The sequence below is a fragment of the Tenacibaculum sp. genome (assembly GCF_050290165.1).
GTDB lineage: Bacteria > Bacteroidota > Bacteroidia > Flavobacteriales > Flavobacteriaceae > Polaribacter.
This window is the reverse complement of the sequence record NZ_JBNKHD010000004.1, coordinates 115,791-138,022: the sequence shown is the minus strand read 5'-3', so window position 1 is coordinate 138,022 and position 22,232 is coordinate 115,791. Positions and strand designations below refer to the sequence as shown.

Here is a 22,232-nt window from a genome sequence, read left to right as displayed (position 1 = left end):
TATTTAATGTCTTCTTAACTTTCCATTTTTGATTGTAATACTCAATCCTGCACAGTCTGGGTGCATTGTGAAATTTAATCTGTGCTTAACAGCATTTTTCATTTTAAATTTGAGGATTGTTTTCTGAAATTTATCTTTGGTTTGTATAGTTTTGAAGACCACGAAATCTATATTTACACCAAAACTTACACAAGACTGAAAACCATGAACATTTGCTTTATGCTCAAAAGTTAATGTGATATTGGGACAGTTTTTGGTACTAAAAAAAGGAATAGGTAATAGATTTGAAAAGGTTCCACTAAAAGGTATGGTATCTTCACAAGAATCTTGCTTTTTAACCCCTTTTCCAGAATAAATATCATCCATGGCTCCCATAGTCTCTGAACCAACAATACCATCTACTCCTAGATCGTAACTTTGTTGAAAAGAAGCTACAGCATTGTGTGTTTCATTGCCAAAATCACCATCAGGTCCATAGACAGGAAGTGCAAAACCTAGATTTATGAGTCCTAATTGTAATTTTTTAACCGAGTTCCCTTTGCAACCTTTACGGATTAAGTATGCGTGATCGTGTGCTTTCTCTAATAAATAGTCACCTCTAAACCGGTTTGCTTCTAAATTTTCACTATAATCTTCTGCAACTGATTTTTGAATAGCTCCACTTTGCTGGATGGTATGTGTTAACTCATGTGCTAAGAGGTGTTTTCCTTCTTTAGAATTCGGATTATATTTCCCTTTATTAAAATAAATGTCGTTTCCATGAGTAAAGGCTTGTGCTCTTATTTCCTGGCTCATTTGTGCGGCTTCTGAATCGTTATGGATGTTTACACGACTAAAATCGGCTCCAAAACCCGATTCCATTTCACCTAGTGTTCCTGCGTCCATTTTTTGACCTCCTTTTCCTCCTCTTAATTTACCTTCAAATGAAGTAGAATTATTAGTTGGACTGCTATTTTCTGATTTCGATTGTACGGCTTCTTCCTCTTCCTGCTTTTGAACTTGTTCTTCTTTTTCACAATCATCACATTTGGATTGTATAGCCTCCTCTTCTTCCTGCATTTGCACAGGCTCTTCCTCTTCCTTGGATTGTACTGCTTCTTCTTCCTCCTTCTTTTGAACGGGTTCTTCTTCTTCTGACGCTTCAACTTTTTGTACAAGAGAGCTTACTTCAGAAGCTAATGGTTTTTGCTGAATCTCTTCCTCTTTTTCTTTCTTTTGTACTGAATTAGAGTCTGTACTATTCCCCACAACTTTATCAGCCATCTTATCTGCTTCAACTTCATATTGATCTCCTTTACGACCAAATGCTAACTTTGGTTGAATAAAAGGATTCTTTTTTTCATCTCTTTTCAACGGATTATTCGCCTCTGGTTTTTTATCTCTTTTAAACATGGCTTCTAAAGTTTAGTTATATATTTTACCAATTCGTAAAAATCAATTCCTTCTTCCAAGGAAGTTTACATAAGCTTAAATTCCAAGGAAGTTTGGTATCCAATAAAATATCTTGTGTTTTTCTCTCAACTGTTAGTGTAGGATTATCCTTGGTTAAATCTAACTTTCCTTCCCTTTGTAAATATTCATTACGAAGAAGATCTGGGGAAGAGTTTTTTAAAACTTCCCAATTTTGTAGTACCGCTTTTAATAATTCTTCTGATTTTTCTTTTACCTCATCACTCAATATTATTTTTCTTTCTATAGATTGGTAAATTGGTATGTTACACAGAAATTTTTCAAAAACTAGATTACTCTCATACTGCTGTTCTTTTTTAGTGGCTGCATAATGTAATAAGTGAACTGCTTCATCAGGTTTGATGATTTGGTTTTCTTGATTCAAAAAACCACATGAATAGAAAAATTGCTTTAAGAAAGGATGCAGCAGTATTAAACCTGCATTTTTAACAATATGAGATTTTGACTCACTGACTACCTCTTTTTCTTTAGAAAATGTATTCTTTAACGCTTCTTGATGTCTTCTTTGATAATCTGCTCTTTTTTGTTCTTTAAGTGTTTTTTCTTCTATTGAGTTTCTCTCTACATTATCATCAATACTTTTATTTTCTTTTTGCTCATTTATTTTTAATTCTTCTTTCTCAACTAACTTCTTTTCTTTATCTGATGCTTCTTCTTTTAAACTATTTTTTTTGTTTTGACTCTCTCCTCCTTTAATTTCATTAGTTAAACTAAAACGATCTATCCCTTTTTCCACTGAAATAGGTTCTTCATTTATCTTTTCATTCTTAGCATACGCCTTATTATCTACTCCATCTTCATTATCTATACTAACCCTTTCCTCTTTTCTATCATTGAATTTTTCTACAGCAACTCCAACACTTCTCTTATTACTTTTAACTTCACTTCCCTTGAGTCTTTCACTATCAAATTGATTAACAAACACTGCACTTTTTGAAGCCAATAATTTTAAAAAGCTTGTTAGTTTCTTTTGGTCGCTATTTGAAATGCTTTCACTTTTTGAAATCTTTATTACCTCTTGAATCTCCACTATTATTCTCGAAAAGTCTTTACTAAGTATAGCATCGATAAAGAGTTCCCTTATTTTATTTTTTGTTTCATAAGCCAATAAATTTATCTCTTTAATAGATGATAAAAACTCTACATATCCTGTTGTCTTATCAATAATACCCAGAAATAAAATCTGAAGTTCTTCATCTTTAAATTGCTGAATTAATCGCTTTTTTTGGATAGGATTACTTAAAGCTCTTAAAAATCTCTCTTCAAAATTTGAGCTCTCAGTAATTTCAAACAGCTCTTTGTTAGTAAAACTCTCTTCTTTTGTTGTATTCCACCACGCAATTGTTCCATGCTGCAAAAAATGAAAGAAGGAGTCTGTTTTAGATTGTATAATAGGAACTGTAGTAACAGCTACTTCATGTAACTCTGGGTTACTAAAAACTGCTTTTATTTTTTTTACTATTTGTTCTTTAATTTCTTGTTTTACACTACTAAAACTTATGGTCTTATTATTGTTTGACATAGTAACTTCAATACTCAAATTTTCTACTTGTTGAATGAATTCTTCATTCTCCAACTCTTGAGAGTTAAAGTATTTTTCAATTTCTGGAAATACCTCATCCTGTAAAAAGCTCTCTAGCGAGTTTTTATACTCATCAGCTATCTTTTTACTTCTCGTATTTACCTCAGCAAATACTTTTTGAATACTATGTTCTTTTTCTAACATTATAAGTTTTGCATTAATTTTTCATTAATCAATTTAGAAATGTATGAAGCTTGAATTTCAACAGCATATAGTTTTAAAAACTGTATAAAAGCCTCATCAGCTACTTTTATTTGATTTTCTTTAAACATTATAAATTCATTATTAATAGCATCTATCAATTCTGAAATAATTCCATGATTCTCGTCTGTTTCCAAAACTGTTTGTTCTTGACAATGAAGTATATTAAAGAACAGCTTCACTTGAGCCTTATAATATTTTACTAATAAGGTTCTGTTTTCTATATCTTTTACAAGTAATACTGATGTGTTTCTTAATAGGTCTGGAAAAACAACTGGTAATTGATTGTTCTTATCTCCACTTAAGTAAGAATTACTTACATCATTTACAATTTCCTCATAAATATCATTGGTAGGTATAACCACATTAGTACTTATCACTGTTCCCAAGTTAGCATCTTTTCTACTTAGCAGTTCAAAGTCTTTTATTACAGTATCTTTAGTAATATCCTCACATGTCTTGTCTTGTGTATTATTAATATCAATGGCTTCTTTCTTAGTATTCGTACCACAAGTACTTACAACCGACAAGGATACTTCTATAGTGCTTCCATCAAAATTGCTTAAATCTTCGGTAATTGTAACTCTTTTAGTTTGTGGTTCTCTTTCAACTCCATTGATAACCCATAAGTATTCTTTTCCTATCTCTGACGTATTTGTCAGTGATAATATTCTTGTTGTTTCATCAAAACTATGTGTAAAATTTGCTTGAGGTGTTGTGATTAAACTTACCGGTTGCGTAACAAATGTTCCTACAATACCAATGCTCACAATACCTGAACCTGTTAATCCTGAATTTGCAGGAACAAATTCCCACAAATTAGTTGCTGTATTCAACTTAACATTTCCTCCCGTTAACTGGACTCCCTCAAACTGTGGTCGTACCATTACAGAATGTGGTGATCTATCATTTAAGCAAAATGTAGTATCATCCAAGCTTATAGTGAAATCTGGAAATGAAATCTTTTTTAATATCTCAGTATTGGAAGTACAACCTCCACCATCAATAATGGTTAATGTAACTGTATAAGAATTTTCAGCTCCTTCCTTAACTAATAATTGAGGGTTAAATAACTCGGTAGTCGCTTCAATTTCATTTACGTTCCATTGATACTTTAATCCATCTGGTTTTACCCCATCAGGTAATACTACTTCAAAAGCAGCCTCGTAAAATAATTGTCCATTTTTCCAAACAAACCTCGATTCACTTCGTTCACGAATACTTATTTGTTTTACTTCGTGAATAGTAATTCTAGCATTTGTTGTTTGTCCATCTTCTAAAAATTCAATTGTTTGATCATAATTCTCAAAACTAGCTACATTAATAACTAGTTGATTATTTTCAATAGTAACTCCATTTATAGCTCCTCCAGCTATTGTTACCACTCCATTTACATTGTTAAATGGAATTATAGCTACTTTTTCTATGGTAAGATCTATACAATATGATGGTTGAATGGCTAACTCTGATGGTGTTAGTGTATCAAAAACTATAGAATTAATAGCTACTATTTTCTTACACGGACCCAATGAAATTTCTAATGAAGGATGTATTTCGTTATTAACATCATCAATTGGTAATGTATAGTTTTGGAAAACTTTGTTGTTTACAGGAGTACGTTCTATTTTGGTACCGTCTCCCATAAAATCCCAAGAGTACTTAATATTTGCAAAAAAATCAGCATTGACAAAATCAGCATCTTTCCAATGTAATACATAGGTTACTCTAGCTTGCGATTTATCATCATTATACTCTATAGGCTGTTCTACATCTACTACCAATTCTAATGCTGGATATACCGTAAGTTCACAATCGGTAGGTTCATCGTTTACTGTAAACTTCATCGGTTTACCTAATAAGCTTTTGTCTATTTTAGTAATATCTATTTTCCATTTTTCATCTTCTGGATCTTTAAACACCCCAGATATTACTCCTTCAGGAGCAATTGCTTTTACTTCTCCATCCACAGGTCTCACGGTAAAAATTAATGGTTCAATTACAATATCTTTTTGCAAGCAAATAGTACTTACTGGTAAGCTTAAAAATGGTGGTTCTTTAGGAATGATGAAGTTCACTGGCGCGCAATCTGAACAACACATATATGGCAGAGAAAAATCTGCTACTACGGTGTTTTTTAATGTTTCATTTTCACTAATCACTTCATTTTCGTCGAAATACAATCGTTTGGTAGTTTCTAAAACAACAGGATTATAAATCTGGAAAAAGTATTCGCCTTTTGGTACTAAGTGATCTTTAATAGTAATGCGCATTCCAACTGATCCATCTCTATACATAGTAGTTTCTTCTGCGCTAAGAATTTTAGAAACACCCGCTCTAAACCAAGTTCTATTTAGGAATGCTGTAAAATTACTTACGGTTTCTGCTAATGTTTTTCCAACCAAAACAACATCTTGTTCAAAAAACAGCCTGTCTTTAAGATTGAAATAACTTCCATCTACAAATGAAAAATTAATGCTTGAACTTCTATCCCATAAATTGATTACTCCACCATTTTTATACAACACTTCTTTTCCCAAAAAGGTCTCTTTTGAAGATAAGAACTCGTCTTTTACAATCCCTATATCCGATAATATCGGCTGGTTTTTAAATACAACATCTAACACTACATCATCAAATGTATTTTTATCAGCTGCATTTTCGGTAACATATACCATTACAAAAGTTCCTCCTGGAACAACTCCCGCTTTATGTTCAAGCCCTGGATGTTGTTTTACAAATTCTGAAAGTTGTATTCTTTCTAAAATCTTTTTCTTTCTTTTATCTATTTCAGCAAGTAGTGTCTCTAATTTTTTTCCTGAACAACAAACAATTGATAGTTGATTAATTAATAATCCTAAAATTTGTTTAGTTGATAGTTCTAATGAAGTACTGTTATACTTTGCTTGTAGTTTTTTTACTTTTTTACATAGCTCAGCAATGGTTAGCTTATAACTTGTTAACACAAGATTATCTATGTCTCTTATGTATAGTGGCACTTTGGTATCTAAGATATATGCATGTACCAAAGTTTCAGTAAGATCTGTTAAAATAAAGTCGCTAAGCGTTGGTTCTTCTTTCCAAACTTCTTTTTCTTTTATAGCCTCAGTTTCTTTATTAAGTTCTACAATAATATCACTAGCCGATCCATCTTTATTCTTATCAAATACTTTTTCTATTAAAGTCCCTAACGAATCGTCTTCTTTTGTTAAACTCTCTTTAACTATATTTTCTTTATCAAATAAGTTTGTATAATTTTTATCGTAGGTAACATCGTATTTATAGATATTTTCTTCTTGAGTATTGATTGTCTTTGAAAGTATATCCATTTTACTTGTTATTTCTTTATCCATCGAAACAACATCAATAACATCTCCTTTTTCAATAATGATACCTCTATCTTTTAATGGAATAAATTCATCTACAACTGTATTTACTTTTGGATTGGTTAACTTGAATGCTGAAAATGTTTTACTTACCTCTGATAAAATACAATTCTGTTCTGCTCTCCATGCGTTCAACAACATTTTTAAGTCTTCAAACTCACACTCGTAATTATTTATATTAATAGTTTGTTCAGTAGCATTGATAGAAAGTGTTTTAACATCAAAACTCAATCCGTTATCTTTTTTAAGTTTTAAAATTTTTGCCAATGCATCTCTGTACATTTTTCCTTGATGTCCTTCAATTCTGTAGAAATCATTTTTATCAATATTGTATGATAATGGCTTTTGAATTGCCAAGGAGCTGGAAAGGTTTTCTTTATGATAGCTTAAGTTTTGATTTGCTCTGTAATTTTTTGTTTTGTTAAAGTCCCAATTCTTTAAAAACTGTGAAGAAACATTGTAATAAAAAGGAATTGCTTTATCGCTTAAAGGAGTATGTGCTTGTGATGGCGTGATAATAACTTCTTCTGACTTTGTTTTTCCTATATAACTATTCACCATTGCAATTGCTCTATTAATTAACAATTGTACTTTTTGAAGGTTTTCATTTTCATGACCTACAATAGTTGATTTATAAAATCGGTGACGTAATTCAGGATAATCTTCTGTTTGCTTCAATTTTCCCAACATGATGTGCTTTGGAAAAGCACCTATGTTTGGACAACAGTTTACGTTGATGTGAAGAAGTAATTCTTTAATCTCATTGTAAGTATCTACCAAATCTTTTATAACATCATATCGATATTGAAAATCTAATGGAACAGCCAAAGAACTAAAACTAAATAATGATTTTATTTTAGTAGCTATTGAGGATTTTTGAAATTTTGAGAATATTGCATCGAATCCTTTTATTAGATCTACACTAATACTTTCATCTTTAACAACACTATCAAACTGCGCTTTTAACTCTGCAAATGTTTGCGTGTTATTTTCATTTAATACAACTCTTTTTGCTTCTACAACAGGTAACTCATCATTAATTTTATACCAATTGTGCTTTAAAAATATAGTATCCTTTATTGCAATTGCTTCTAAATCTTCAACGCTAATAAGTAATACTCGCAGCTTATTAATTTGTTCGATACCTTGATTATCGCATGTCAACTTACTACACAATTCATCTTCATTCGAATACTGCTCTAAGTACAACAAAACAGCCATTTTTTGTATCTCAGGAAACTCAACTAAATTGGTGTGCGACTCATCTTCTTCCGTATGTAATTCCCATAAGTTGTACTTTTTTTCTTGAGAATCTTTAAAACGCTCATAATTACCATCAGTGTCTTCAAACTTTTTATAGAATGAAAATGTTTTTGATGATAGGTTTTCTTCTATTAAATCAAAAAACTGAACTAAATCTCCGTCAGTAGTTACTGAAGTTCCTTGCGTTATTTCAATACTTGTAACAGCAGCTTTATCTATAGTAAACTGAGGAGTTACTTTAAAACCACAAACCAAACCAACACCACTCAAACCTAACCTCGATAAACGGTTTTGATCATCGAAATAATCAATAAATGTGTTTAATTGTGTTTCTGTTAATACTTGATTGGCATTAAACTTACTATATTCAGTTGTAATTTCTTTTAGTTTTAGGTTAGTCGTTTCCATACGTATTATGTTTTGGCTGTGTTAATAAATAAACACGTACTATTTTTATGAGTTTTCTTCGTTATTATTTTCTTTTTCTGCTCCAATGCTTCCTATACTGGATTGATTTAAAATGATTCTTCCGTCTAGGGCTTCATCCTCTGCACTACAATCAGTTAATCTTCCTACCGGATAAATTGTATTTAGCTGATGCATTGCGTGTATCAAATTTTGTAATTCACCATTTTCTGTTGGTTGTTCTTGCTCTAAATTTGTTTTAGCAAATAGGTACTCTTTATAAGAGTTTTCGAACTGTAACAAATCATTTTCATTATCAGGCACAATTCCTTTTCGCTCTCCTACCCAACATATTCTAGGTAATATATGTGCTGGAAGTTCTTGTCTGATAACATCTTCCATATAGCGTCTAAAATCTGGATTTGAAAAGCGATACGTATATCCTGGTAAAACAATGCTAACTCTATAAGAATAAGGATCTATAGTTCCGCAATCTTCACAGTCTTTTGCGCAAATAGGCAAGAAGTTTTCTGCTTCGTTATTAGTAACATCTGGACGCAATAGCATATGCTCTACTAAAAACATCCCTTCTTCAGTAAAATCTTTTTTTAGAAAAGAGATTACCTCCAATAATGCTTCTTTCAAATCATTGATATCAGCATAATATTTGTACTGTTTGGCTATGATATAATCGGTACTACTAACAGGTTGCTCTGGATCAATTACATCAAAAGAATATTTAACAGGAATGGATGGTTTGGAAGGAGTAGATTTATGAATCCCTATAAATCCTACTTGCATATTATCTACAAACCCATTCTGAAAAGTTTTTTCTATGTCTTTTTCTTTTGTTTGTACAACCTGTAATACTGCGAAATACAATTCTTCAATAGCGAAAGCTACTTTTGCATAATTTTCAGTAGCAGATAAAAGTATGTTTCCTTCATTATCTCTCAACCTCCATCTATATACTGTGTGATTATCACTGTCTGTTAGTTCGTATATTTCTACATTGGTTTCTGTTAAGTGTCTTCGCTTCTCATTAGCAATTCCCATTAAACGTGCTACCCGCTTTTGAAATCCAGATATATTACTAGTATCCCATAAGTTATCTTGGGTTTGTTTGTAATAATTAAAAGCAAGCCCTCTTTCGCTACTTATCACTTTGTAATCCTTTAAAAAGGCTTCTTTGTTTGACAATACGATTTCATCAGTAGCTGTTCCATAAAGCGCTTTCATAATAAATGTATACTCTCCAAATCGTTCTGCAAAACGCGCCAATAAATGGTCTAAAATGGAGTTTCTTCTCTCTATATTATTATCAAACTGATTGAATAATAGCTTTGTTAATTCATCATCATCTGACTGTGGATATTCACTAACGAGTTCGTCAAAATCTTTGATGTCTTTAACAGCTTGTGTAAAAAAAGTGCTCATTTCTTGTCCATTAACAGAAAGTAACGTTCTTACTTCTGATAAATGCTTGAAATAACTCGCCAAAATTTGATCGAAAAACGTTAAATAGGCTTTTAATTGCTTCGCTTTTGCTTTCCTTTCATTGGTAACATGCATAGCTAACCCTTCCTGACCAATCCCATATGTATCGGGAAAATCATTTTGAATAGTGGTGTACTCATTAGCTTCTATAGAACTTCCTTTTGGCAACGATAAAACCTTGTCTTCATCTGTTATTTGTTGCGATTCAATCTCATCCTCTTTTAACTGTTTTAAGTACTCGTCTACTTTATTGTAGTTTAAATTCAGCGGAAGAAATCCTTTGCTAAAATTAAAAGTGCTCTTTTCACATAACACAGGTTTTTTATCAGGATTGATACAAACAACCCATTTGTTTTCTTGAACAATATTTTCATCACAAAAACCTACAGAGATATCTTTAATTAATTTTACCCCTTCTATGTTCATGATAATTTTCATCACATCAGAAAGACGTACTTCTTTTCTCAACTCAGCTTTTTTCAACTCTTTTACATCAATAAATCCATTTTTTAAAACAGGTCCATCAAAAACCTCATCGGTTGTATACCCTTTATCTAACATCTGTTGGATTGAATAGAACTTTAAAGATGGTGATAGGTAGTTTTCTATTTGAAATAAAATATTAGCATATACCCATTCTTCGTCTGCTTCAGGAGTTACATCAACATTAGCACAAATAGCTATCGGTTGAGTGTCTACTTCTTTTATTTCTATTAAGTCTTCACATAAGTTCCTATTTTTATGATATGCAGTTTTTATGTGAGGAAAAACTTGTTCTTTTGTATAGCCTTCTTCTAAATCGACTAATAATGAATACAATCCTTTTAGTTTAAAATCTTTTTGAAATTCTGGTAAAATACCTTCAAACTTTTTGTACCCTAATTTGTTATTTTTACAATCAACAAACACCTGTTTATTATAAATTCGTAACCAACAATTTTTTACCCCTTCTAAATCAATAAACAGCTTTCTATAATCTAATTCATTAACTGGTTTGGTTGGAAAAATTTCTGAAGCTTTATAAAATTGTGCTTGTAGCGATAAATTGGAATCTTTGGATGCTAATAAATTTTCCAATGGGGTATCTATACGCATCCCTAAATCGGTAATGGCATAACACAGCATTTCTAAAATAGTAACCCCTGGATCGTGCGAATTGAAGTCAGTCCATAACTTACCTCCTAATGTTTCCAAATAAGAGATTCCTTCTTTTCTTAAAAAAGAAAAATCTAAGTCATCTTTGGTAGATATATTCTTAGGAATACTTATATGTTCGTTTATAGCTGACATGTTTGTTCTATGATTTTTTTAGTTCCTTTACAGGTAGTTAATACAGTACTTACGTTGTGTTCTTTTGCTGAAACTAATATTGATTTTGGGTCACTTGGTTCTATTTTGTACACTTTTGCATCACCATTCATGGTTACATTTTGTAAATAATCTACATAGGATAGTTTTTCTAAGTAGTCAATCAATATGCTTTTGTGCAGCATAATCCCGAAGGTTACTTCTTTAGTTTCGTCAAACGCCCAAGGTGATAGGAATTTCGTGATATCGGTTTTTAGCTGATTCTTATAATAGTTCTCATCATATCCTTCATAAAAACTAACCTCTAACCCAATTGTTACTTCTTCATAATTAGGATTGATAACCTCAGCATTTACATGCAAGGTGTTTAAAGAATTAATATAGGTAGTAACACTGTTTAAAGTAGCTTTGCTAACTCTTGGTTGATAAATATCAAATACATTCTTATTTACGGTATCTGGTACCACAATCAAAGTAACGTGACCAGCTGCAGTAAAACTTGTTTCTGAAGTATGATTTAAACACTTCACTTTATAAATTTCTGGAAACTCTTGAAGGATTAAGTGTTCGTAATCCCATAAAGTTATAGCTCTGTTTTTGTGACGTAATCGCTCGCTTATTCTTCTATAAAAATTGGCATCAGATTCTTCTGTACTTCCGCCAAATGCATTGTATGGCTGCGAAACTGATTTTATTTGCGGAATGCGTGTCACCATTTTTTTGATGGTCTCACTAGGCAACCCGTTTTTTAAATGACTTACCTCATTATCGTTATTCTTGAAGGTAGCCAATACTACTTGAGCGTGAATTCCAATTGCTTTACATACTGCGTCATATGACTTATGCATTTGAGCTCTAATCCAAGTATAGCCTGATGGTAATAAAGTATTATTAGTAGTTGCTTCTTTAGGAATTGAGAATTTAACAATTCCTGATTTTAAGAAATTATCGGTATTGTTTACAATGATATTATTCTCAAGCGTTTTCCATTTATTGCTGCAAAGAATTGACCATTGGATTTTTTCATTCTCTTCAAAACTTTCTGCTAGTGGATTTTCACTTCCTTCCAAAACCTGAATTAATAATGACAGATTTTGTTGAGGTTCTAAGTTTTCTATTCCTAAAAATAAATGTCCTCCTAAGCAGTATTTAGGCACTAAAAAAGTTTGAATGGTATCTTTATCAAAAACATCTATAATACCTTTTTCTTCTTGTAAGTATTTCTTTTCTGCATAGTTTTCTTCATGTTGCCCAAAAGGATGTTCATGAAACAATTGAATGCGATTTTCTTTCAAATCCATTTCTTCCATTACCATGGTCTCTTCTGCTAAATAATCCACAGAAATAGATTCCACTAAAGGAGTATAAGGTTCATTAGGAAGATTGATATTTTTATTATTTGCACTTACCGCCAACGCATACAACTTAGGATATAATTCGTGTAAAAATGATTGCTGTAACGATAATTGTAAAGGTCCTGCCTTATCAATTTCATATGAATTTCCTGAATTAGTTACTGTAAAAACAGCGGTATAAAATATCTCTTCATTATCTCCATCTTCAAAAACTTCTTTTTTAAAGAGTTCTACAATTTCGCCTATCGTTTCTTTAGTTTCTCCAGCGGCATGTAACAGTCTCTTTTCCGCTTTAAAATAATTTTCATCTTGAACTAAGATAGCTCTTGAACTTATATCTTCTATAAGCTGGTTTTTATATGTATTAATTGAAGAATAGCTAGACGGTTGCACGTATGCTTGATACCAATCTTTAAAATCTTCTGGAGTATTTTTCCAGCGGAGGTTTACTGTAAAATCTTTCCATTTTTTCGAAAAAGCTTCGTTATAATCCACACTAAAATTCGATCCTTCAATAGGTCGTGTTGTAAATGGATAAAATGGCTTCTTGGTTCTTACCTCTCCATTATCATTCTCAACGGTTGCTGATTTTACTCCTTTGACGTCTGTTTTTATAGTTACTTTTTCAAGTGTATTTCCTGCCAACAACCTATAAAAATCGTATCCATTCGTGTTGGAAACATCAAAAACGAAACGAACTAATGGATGTGATGTATTATATTTTTTAAATAAAAACTCTTCATTATATGCTACCAACGCTTCTGAATCAAGTCCTAATGTGAATGTAAAACTTACCTGATTGGTAATTTCTAAATTACCTTCGCTCACATGGTTAATGGCAGTTAATGTAGGTGTTATCCATTTTTCATTTCCACTTCCAAAAAGTTGAATGGTTGAAATCAAATCACTCACCTCAAAAGAAGATGCTTCAAAATTGTTTTTAAACTTAATGGTAACGGTTACAGTTCTTTCTCCTTCTTGTAACCACAACATCGGTGAAGCAATGGTAAATCCAAGTTCAGCATCTGCCAACTCAGTAGCATTCTCTTTACTTGCTGGATATCCAAAAGGATACCAATACGGAGCCTCTTCTGGTAATTCCTCTTCAATTCCATCTTTCGTATTAGCTACTTCACTTGCTTTTATCTTTTTTAATTCTGCTGTATTGTTATTATAAACTGTTTTTATAGCTCCTACTGATGCTTTATTGACAATTAACTCTTCTTCTGTTTCGTATACTAATGGATTTCCAAGACTGTCTTTTTTCGCATCTAATAAAGTTCCTTCCCCTATTTGTTCATCCGTTATTTTTTTAGCCAGCTCAAAAATCACATGCGCTTGATCAGGGATTGGTTCTCTTTTTTGAACTTGAAGTATTTCTTTGTAGTAAAAGTCTAAATGACGTTTGGTTAAGTTGTTAAATCGTTCTTTTGAAAGTTCTAATAACTTTAAAAAACATACGAATAAAGTTAAGTGCGGACTTAATTTTCCTTCTTTGGTATATCCCTCAAGAGTTGCCTGAATATTTTCTTTTAACTTATTGTACTCTCTTGTTCCTCTAAAAGGAATATTTTCAGTGGTTAGTTTTTTGAAAAAATGTTGCCAATCTCCTGAAGTGACTTCGTGATTTTCTGTAGGAAAATAATTGAGCTTTTTAGCAAAATTATAGGCAAACAATATCCAATCTTCTATGGTAAAATCGTGAAGTTCGAAATTTTCAGGATTTAACGCTTCAATATAACGCAGCTCTTGTCCTGTTCCGTTTCGTTGTAATATGCTAGAAATGATTTTACTCATGGTGTATCTTAATTTATATCGGTTCCTTCTCCTTTATAAAAAGGGAAAACCACATTGGTTCTACTATTAGTAGCTCTAATTCTATACTCAATCTTTATAATCAACATTCCTTCTAAAGGATCTGTTTCTGAAACATCAATTCGGATAACATCTATTCTAGGTTCGTGATATAAAATGGCTGTTTCAATCAACTCTTTTGTATAAGTTATCAATGTTCTATCTAGGCGTTCAAAAAGTAACTCTTGTAAACTGCAACCGTAATTAGGTAACATTACTCGTTCTCCTAATCGAGTCGTTAACAGTATTTCTAAACTGCTTTTAATGTCCTCTTCATCAGAAATCATTACTACTTCGCTCAGGTCTTCTGAAAACTCAGGAGGAAAACCCCATCCTATTCCTAAAAATGCTTTTTTATTTTCCATTGTTATCCTATTAAAACTGTTGGTTCTCCTAAAACTATAGTCCCTCCATGTGCTGTACTATCTCCCATTCTTGCTGCAGGTATACCTCCTATTAACACAGTTCCTGACCCAGCTATAATACTATCTGGTGGTCCTGTACAAGTAGCCATATCACCTACTCTTGCTGCAGGTAAGCCTCCTATTAATACCGTAGGTTCTCCTGCTGGTAAAATTGGACCTCCTACGTGTGGAACTACACCTGTTACCATTGGACATACATGCATGTCTGTTATTCTTGCTGCTGGGTTTCCCATTTTTTAATTTATTTGAACTAATGAGCCTTTCAAAACAGCTATAGCGCTTGTTGAGACTTCTGCTCCAGCACTACCTTCTGCTTTAAATTCTGCATTGGCTGTAATATTTACATTGGTACCTTCTATATTTACATCTCCAGATGCTTTTAATGATATATCTCCGGCACTTTCCATTGATATTCCATCACTGTTTATGGTTATTGTATTGGAGTTATCATCTTTAATAGTAATCGCTCCTTCATCTTCATCTAGTGAAATGATTTTTCCTACGGGTGTTTCAATTGTGATTATTTTTTTATCATCATCAAACAACACTTTCATTTCGCTTCTGGTAATGATTCCTTTTTCGTGATTATCATCTGTTGCCGTAATTGGAGATGGCTTTGCGCTACTATGTAACATTCCCAAAACAATAGCATCGTTAGGATCATCGTTTATAAACCCTACAATGACTTCATCACCTATTTCAGGACGAAAGAAAATTCCCCTATTCTCTCCAGCATCAGGTGAAGCTACTCTACACCAAATACCTTCTTCTTCGTTATTTATTATAGGAATTTGTACTAGAATTCTATCTTCTCCATCGGGATCCTCTTCTAATTGAGAAACAATTCCTACTTGCAATCCTTGAATAGCGGGTAATAGTCCTGATGCTGGTTTTGCAGAAATTTCAAAGGTTTCTGAAAACCATTCGGTTGAAAGCCCAAATTGTGCATTAACAACCCAGTTCCCTTCTGAAATTACATGTTGAACTCCCGTTACATATATATTTCCATTAAACCTATCGCCCACACCTTCCAATTTTAAGATGGTGTTTGGTTTCACGGATGGAATTCCTTGAAATTTTACACGACCTCTTACTTTTGCTAATTGTTGAAATAACCATTTGGCATCTGCCCAATCTTGTAATTCGGTATCGGTTACTACACCACCATGTCGTAACTCCATGCTTTCCAAACCAATGATTTCATTTAAATCTGAAACAGATAAATTTCCATTCAAACTTACATTAGGATCTTTTCCTTCAATTTCGATAACCTCTTGGTCAGCATGATTCCAACTATAGGCAGCTACTTTTTTTACTTGATGACGTGCATCAATTTCTGCATCAAAGTCTAATAATGAACCCCCAAAGGTTACCGTTTCTATTTCAGACTGACTTATATTTGGTTTGGCTATAGTTATCGTTCCATCATCTACAAAGCACAATTTCCCATTGGCTTGTGCTCTTGAAACAACAAAATCCCAATCTGAAGCACTGTATTGTACCAATTCAGCATGGTTATAATTTGTAACTTCTACTTCTTTAGCTAAACCGTAGTTCCCAATAATTTCTTCAAAAATGTCGCTATCAGTACTCTCGTAGAAATATTTACTTTTTCTACCTACCGTCATTTTTACAGCTTCATCTTTACATTCAACTATTAGTTGTGCTGAGTTGGCTCTAATTCTCAGATTGTGCTTAATAACAATTCCTTTGAAAATAGTTTCTTCATCAGAATGATACCCTGCTGTTATTTCAATTTCTTTTCCTGGAATTAACAACTCTTCATTACTCAACTTAAAATCTCTTTGAGAAGCATCTCCATCTAATAAAACAATTTGAGCAGTTGGTATTTTATTTACCTCTTTAGAAACAGTAATATTTTTTACCTCATATTGTTTTGAAAGTTCTTCTCCTTCAATCAAGATTTTAAACGTGACTAAATCGGCACTTTTTGAAGTTTGTATGGTTCCTGTATTATTCATCTAAGCAAATTTTTGTAAGGGTGGAAAAAAGATTTCTTGCCCAGGTTGCAATTTTCTGAACTGTATGATTTTATTTACACGAGCAACTTCTAAATAATATTTAGAGTCTCCATAAATACGATGACACATTAGTGGTAAGGTGTCTCCTGATTTTACTTTACGATAGTGCGTTAAATCTGGTGATTGATTATTCTCTCTTGCTACTCGTAAATCGTCATCAACAGTTCCTTTTACCTTTAGTTTTGCATTAGCTCTTAATGGGGTTCCATCTGGAGCAAATAATTTGTATTCAATAGTAAGATCTACTAAAGAACCTTTAAACAGCAACGCCCCCCATTTAATCATTAAGTAATAAGGCTTGTGCTCTTCTCCACTGTAATCGAATACAATTTTTTTAAACGTATCAATCTTATCTATAATTCCATCTTTTAGATTGGAATCGCCATCTATAACACCACTACTATCAAATAATAAATCTAAATCTAGTTCTTTTGGAGCAATTCTAGTAAAACTTGGTTGTGTTGCACTTGTACCTTGCCCTTGTTCTTCAGTATATTCAGGTTTATAAGCGATCAAGTATTTCTCTGGGTTAACCAATGTTGTAAATTCCCCATCAGCAACCTCATCGGTAAACTTATCGTCCTTATAAGCTTTTATAACTAATTTTTTTAACTCTCCTTGACTCATTATCGTTGTTTTTGTCTTTCAAGAATGTCCATTACTTCTTCAACACATGCTGCTACAATAGCTGCTGTGTTACCATTTTTTGAACCACTAGTTCTTCCTTGTGGTTCCGATTTTTCATCTACATTAATCTTGATATGCAATTCTTTAATAGTAATAGGCATGTTAGGCTACTTTAAAATAGTTGTAGGTTAATTCAAGTGTTTCTATAACCAGTTTGCTTTCTTCAGCATTAAAGTCTCCCACGTTCCATTTTATAGGATATGCGTGTACTACATTCCATGTTTGTATTGTCTGCTGATCTTCACCTAATAACATTACATTGATGTTTACGGGCTGTATTTCGAAGTTTTCTAATGCCTTTTTGCACCATTTAATCACTTCTGAATCAACAAGCATTCCCCTCTTTAAAACTAGATTAGGATATTTAGAACGTACTGGAATTTTATGTTTGAATCTGTTTTCTCCTCCTTCGGCTATTTCTTCAGTTTCAAGGTCTACCGAGAGACCCGAAACTGATTGAAATGAATTGTCGCCATTTGAAGTTGAAATATCTTCAAACTCAACCTTAAAACTAAATCCTACTGGTGGGTGATAGCTCATTACGATGACATTTTTAACTTCTCAATAGCCCACTCTGCAGTTTCAATAGCTATTTCATTACCATCAGCTTTTAAATCTGTAGGCTGTACTTTCGTGATGTATGCATTTTGAGCTTCCCATACTACTGCTGGATCACCATTTTCATCTAATAACTTAATTGTTAGATCACCTCTAAATTGCTCTCCTCCTTCTTGAAAATAAACCGTTTTAGCCCATTGTTTATAAAACTGTTTACTTTCATCTACAAAGGTTCCTCTCTTCATAGTTATGTTACTATACTCAAACAATCCTGGTTGTTTTGATTTATGATATTCTTTATCTGCTCCTCCGCGATATTCTATTACTTTATTATCGAAACTTAACCCAGATACTTCTGTACAATTAAATTTCGTATCTCCAAAGGTTACTTCGAAGGAAAACTTTGGAATTGGATATGACTCTGCCATGATTCTTTATTTTTTGGTTATGTTTTTTTAATTAGTTTACTCACTAATTGAGTATTTAAATAGTTTGACTTTGCATCGAAATGCTTTTTGGTCTTTAAGCTAACACCTCATGAACTTGATCTGAGGTTATGCTTCTTGCATTTTGTGAGAGAATTTTAGAATGATAAATTCAGCTGGACGTACTACTGCCATACCGATTTCTATAATCATATTTCCTTCTAAAACATCTTGAGCTGTCATAGTTTCACCTAACCCAACACTAACATAAAATGCTTTTTCTGGTGTAGGTCCTGCTAAGGCTCCTGCTCTCCATTGTTGCGTTAAGAAATTATCGATCATTGCTTTTACACGTACCCATGTGTTTTTATCATTAGGCTCAAAAACAAACTGCTCAGTTGCTTTTTTAATTGACTCTTCTGCCATGTTGAAGAAGCGTCTTACAGATATATATCTCCATTCGTTATCATTTCCTGCAAGAGTTCTTGCTCCCCATACTAAGTTTCCTTTTCCTACAAACGATCGAATAGCATTGATTGATTTACCTGCTTTGGTATCTACATTTAAATCTTTTTGTTCATCATGTGATATTATAACAGATGGTCCATATACATAGTTTAAACCTACATTTGCTGGTGCTTTCCATACTCCTCTATCGGCATCAACTTTAGCATAAATTCCTGCCATGGTTGCACTAGGCGAAAGCTTTACAGGTAATAAACCGATTTCTGACTTTATTTTGTTGTACAATGCGTTGTTCTCTGCTTTTAAGTCAGCTAATGAAGGTAATGTTGTTACTCCTCCTAAAAGATCTATTGCTCCTTTTAACGCAAATAATTTATCTACTGTTTTTTGCTCTTCTAAGTCTGTGTAAATTCCATTATTAGTCATATCTGCTTCATCAGTAATTCCTAATAAGTCGTATATATTTGGCGAGGTAGATGTAAATGTATTTGATAATTTAGTTTTAGTATCATCTTGCTGAAGCTTAAAAAGTTTACCGTGTAAACCTGCCAAAATACTTTCTAACTTGCCATCCATCCAAGCTGTCATATCTGCACTTGGTGTTACTAATGAAGCTTCTTCTGAATCTTCTGCAGCAGAAATCAAATCGTTGATTGATGAAGTTATATCTTCTAAGTAACTTATGATGTTCTTAACATTTGAAATGGCATTGTTCTTAAAAGAAAGTGCCTCAGTATTATCAGCTGCTCCTTCAATAGCAATTTTAGTATCAACCAATACAGTTAATAAATCTTCTAATTTTGTTAAATCGATACCGTCTATTACATTGTCTGCTTGTACTGATAAACTCTCTTCAAGTCCTTGAACTTCAATACTACTTTCATTATAAGAAAAGTCTAAAATCGTATTTAAATACGGGTAATAAGCCGCTCCATATTTTAAGTAATCTTTTTCTAAAGAAATTTTGTCTCTAAGAGCTTCTACCGGATCTACATCTCCTCCACCATCATCGTATTCTTTATCTGAATATGTATCAATAATTGTAAAACGATCTTGTAGTTTGTTACATTGAGTAAGTGCTAAAGAATATAAACTATAAAAATCTGCATCTGACGTTAATGAAGTTGCATCAGGAAATACAAGCAAGGTTACTTCATCTATATATTCTACTTCTTCTAACCCTTCTTTTAAACCTTTAAATCCATTATTTCCTACTTCTTCAAGAAGTACTGGGTTTACATTGTTGTTTGTTCTTGCTGATGAATAGGTTCCAACTGAAGTTATGTAACATGGACCTCCTCCATTTGCAAAATACATCTGCATATTATAATACATTTTAAAAGGAGAAGGAGTACTTGGTTGTGTTACTATAATTTCTTCATTTGCTTCATTTGCATTAATTACATTGACTCCAATCGTTGTTTCTTTTTCAGAAAAACCAAAATAAGTTTCATACTCCAACATTGAAGTAATTCTTTTTGGCTCTAACAATAGGTCATCATCCTCTTTCTTTTTAGCTTTTTCTGTATATCCAATAAAAGCTGGAATTGCTGTTTCTACTTGAGCTACTGAAGGGGGAAACTTAACGATTTCCTCTACGTAGACTCCTGGTGTTTTGTACGCTGACATAATTACTAGTTTTTAATTTAACTTTTTGTTTATATAAATACTTCCGAATAATAATCTTGTGCCTCTTTCTTAATGCTTTCTGGAGTAGGATTAGGGAAATAATAATCTTCTTGTGGTACTGGAGAAACATCTTGTTTCGCTATTTCCACACGTCCATTCATTGTTAGAGGTTTCTCTTCAGATGTTGTCATAATTAGGTTCTCGCTAACTTTTGTATAGCGCCAAAATGTGGTTCTATTTTCAATGCAAATAGCAAACTGAGGAAACTCTTTTAACAAACATTGCTTAGGTACATCAAACAATTGTGTCTGCTTATTTTTAACCAAAATATCTTCTGTTAGATTGGTATTATTATCTCCTGATACCTGAACTTGCACAATGCCTATTATTCCTGTATTCTTTACTCTTGATACAAAATCATTCATAGTGTCTAATACTTTTTGCTCATCTTCATCTAAAGGGATAGTATTAGTTATTTTAGATTCTATAGTATCTATTATTGAATCTTCTATATTTGCTATGGTTACTAAGTTTGGAGTCGTTGTTTGAAACTCCTTTTCACTTTCGAGCTGATGCAATAACTTTCTTGTTTCACTGTCTGAGATTAAAAAGGAACTCCACTTTTTTACTTCTGCAATTGTTTCAAATAAATTAAGGGCTGATGAGCCTTTGTTTGATAGATAGTAAAGTTGCTTCTCATTCTTTTCTATTACTTTAGAAAAATTCTCGAAGTACGTATGATGTACTTTTAAATAAAAAGTTAACATCAATGAGTTTGGTAATCTTAATATTGGGCTATACCTAGTAACCTCTTGATTTCCTTCTTCTGCTATTTCTGTTAGAGTTTCAGATAAAACTCGTATTCCTTTTTTATGCTCTCTAAATAATAATCTGTGATTTTTTAACGCTTCTTTAGTTTCCTTAGTTGGAATTATTCTTAAAAAATCATTGACATTATATTGCGCTTCTAAACTTTGTTTTTCTTTATCAGTAAGTGGTGTTATTCCATTATTTCCCCCTCCAAACTCAAAAAACATTCGTTCTCCTTCGTCTAAAAAATAAGAGTGATATATATTGATATTGAACAACGTTTTATACATAATCCTTTAATTTTTAATTATTGGTTTTTGTTCAATACCAGAGATAACAGTACCTTCTTTAGTTATGATATCTCTTTCTATTTCTAAAAGTGTTACTTTATAGAGTACTGAAGGATATTGTTTTCCTCCTAAAGTTCCCCATATGTAGTTGAGTTCTTCAAATGATGGTGTATATAATTGTGTAATAAATTTAAAGGTCTTTAAATCTCCTAACCCATCTATAGCTTCAAAATTTGTATTCTTATGTGTAAATACTTTTTTACCTTGAAAGAAGGCTAATATCTTAGTTAAGCTCTTTAATGATTCTGAATAACTAGATTTATCTACACTGAATAAGATATAAAGGTTTAAATATACTTTTGGATTTTTGTAACTAACCGTAGTGCCATTAATACGGTTATTAGAAGTGTTTTTTAAAGCAAACTCTTCTTGTGTATTAATTAATGTTAGCGAAATATCTGGATTATTTCCTGGAGAATTACCATCTCCTTCAGCCATGGCTATATTAGATAAATCCACAGATTTTTCGTCGAAATAATCATTTAATTCTTCTGTAATGATTTGTAATATCTCAAAAATCATT

Annotated in this window: 15 protein-coding genes; all 15 read right to left on the bottom strand. The window is 32.3% G+C overall.

Annotation, left to right across the window (positions count from 1 at the left end; translation table 11 throughout):
* Positions 1 to 3: 3 nt before the first annotated feature.
* Positions 4 to 1,392 carry an eCIS core domain-containing protein gene (locus tag ACQY6M_RS05735; protein ID WP_428741365.1) on the bottom strand — a complete coding sequence of 463 codons (1,389 nt, stop codon included), beginning with the start codon at positions 1,390 to 1,392 and terminating at the stop codon, positions 4 to 6.
* A gap of 25 nt (positions 1,393 to 1,417) precedes the next feature.
* Positions 1,418 to 3,196, bottom strand: a complete 1,779-nt coding sequence (locus tag ACQY6M_RS05730; RefSeq protein WP_428741366.1) for a contractile injection system tape measure protein — start codon at positions 3,194 to 3,196, stop codon at positions 1,418 to 1,420.
* Positions 3,196 to 8,307 (bottom strand): hypothetical protein, encoded by a 5,112-nt coding sequence (locus tag ACQY6M_RS05725; protein ID WP_428741367.1) that lies wholly within the window; start codon positions 8,305 to 8,307, stop codon positions 3,196 to 3,198. The genes ACQY6M_RS05730 and ACQY6M_RS05725 overlap by 1 nt, the downstream gene beginning before the upstream one ends.
* A 45-nt stretch (positions 8,308 to 8,352) precedes the next feature.
* Positions 8,353 to 11,091 carry a hypothetical protein gene (locus ACQY6M_RS05720; RefSeq protein ID WP_428741368.1) on the bottom strand — a complete coding sequence of 913 codons (2,739 nt, stop codon included), beginning with the start codon at positions 11,089 to 11,091 and terminating at the stop codon, positions 8,353 to 8,355.
* Positions 11,079 to 14,261, bottom strand: coding sequence for a baseplate J/gp47 family protein (locus ACQY6M_RS05715; RefSeq protein ID WP_428741369.1), 3,183 nt, complete (start codon positions 14,259 to 14,261; stop codon positions 11,079 to 11,081). The genes ACQY6M_RS05720 and ACQY6M_RS05715 overlap by 13 nt, the downstream gene beginning before the upstream one ends.
* Positions 14,262 to 14,269: 8 nt before the next feature.
* Positions 14,270 to 14,683, bottom strand: a complete 414-nt coding sequence (locus tag ACQY6M_RS05710) for a GPW/gp25 family protein (protein ID WP_428741370.1) — start codon at positions 14,681 to 14,683, stop codon at positions 14,270 to 14,272.
* A gap of 2 nt (positions 14,684 to 14,685) precedes the next feature.
* Positions 14,686 to 14,976 carry a PAAR domain-containing protein gene (locus tag ACQY6M_RS05705; RefSeq protein ID WP_428741371.1) on the bottom strand — a complete coding sequence of 97 codons (291 nt, stop codon included), beginning with the start codon at positions 14,974 to 14,976 and terminating at the stop codon, positions 14,686 to 14,688.
* A gap of 3 nt (positions 14,977 to 14,979) precedes the next feature.
* Positions 14,980 to 16,725, bottom strand: coding sequence for a type VI secretion system tip protein VgrG (vgrG, locus tag ACQY6M_RS05700; protein WP_428741372.1), 1,746 nt, complete (start codon positions 16,723 to 16,725; stop codon positions 14,980 to 14,982).
* Complete coding sequence (locus tag ACQY6M_RS05695; protein WP_428741373.1) at positions 16,726 to 17,412, bottom strand: CIS tube protein; 687 nt, start codon at positions 17,410 to 17,412, stop codon at positions 16,726 to 16,728.
* Complete coding sequence (locus tag ACQY6M_RS05690; protein WP_166627794.1) at positions 17,412 to 17,573, bottom strand: DUF5908 family protein; 162 nt, start codon at positions 17,571 to 17,573, stop codon at positions 17,412 to 17,414. The genes ACQY6M_RS05695 and ACQY6M_RS05690 overlap by 1 nt, the downstream gene beginning before the upstream one ends.
* Position 17,574: 1 nt before the next feature.
* Complete coding sequence (locus ACQY6M_RS05685) at positions 17,575 to 18,012, bottom strand: phage tail protein (RefSeq protein ID WP_133537636.1); 438 nt, start codon at positions 18,010 to 18,012, stop codon at positions 17,575 to 17,577.
* Complete coding sequence (locus ACQY6M_RS05680) at positions 18,012 to 18,458, bottom strand: phage tail protein (RefSeq protein WP_133537634.1); 447 nt, start codon at positions 18,456 to 18,458, stop codon at positions 18,012 to 18,014. Before ACQY6M_RS05680 ends, ACQY6M_RS05685 begins: the two co-directional genes overlap by 1 nt.
* A 126-nt stretch (positions 18,459 to 18,584) precedes the next feature.
* Entirely contained in the window at positions 18,585 to 20,549 is a 1,965-nt protein-coding gene (locus ACQY6M_RS05675) for a phage tail sheath family protein (protein ID WP_428741374.1), read from the bottom strand.
* A gap of 29 nt (positions 20,550 to 20,578) precedes the next feature.
* Entirely contained in the window at positions 20,579 to 21,649 is a 1,071-nt protein-coding gene (locus tag ACQY6M_RS05670) for a hypothetical protein (RefSeq protein WP_428741375.1), read from the bottom strand.
* 6 nt (positions 21,650 to 21,655) lie between these two features.
* Positions 21,656 to 22,231 carry a DUF4255 domain-containing protein gene (locus ACQY6M_RS05665; RefSeq protein WP_133537628.1) on the bottom strand — a complete coding sequence of 192 codons (576 nt, stop codon included), beginning with the start codon at positions 22,229 to 22,231 and terminating at the stop codon, positions 21,656 to 21,658.
* Between the last annotated feature and the right edge of the window lies 1 nt (position 22,232).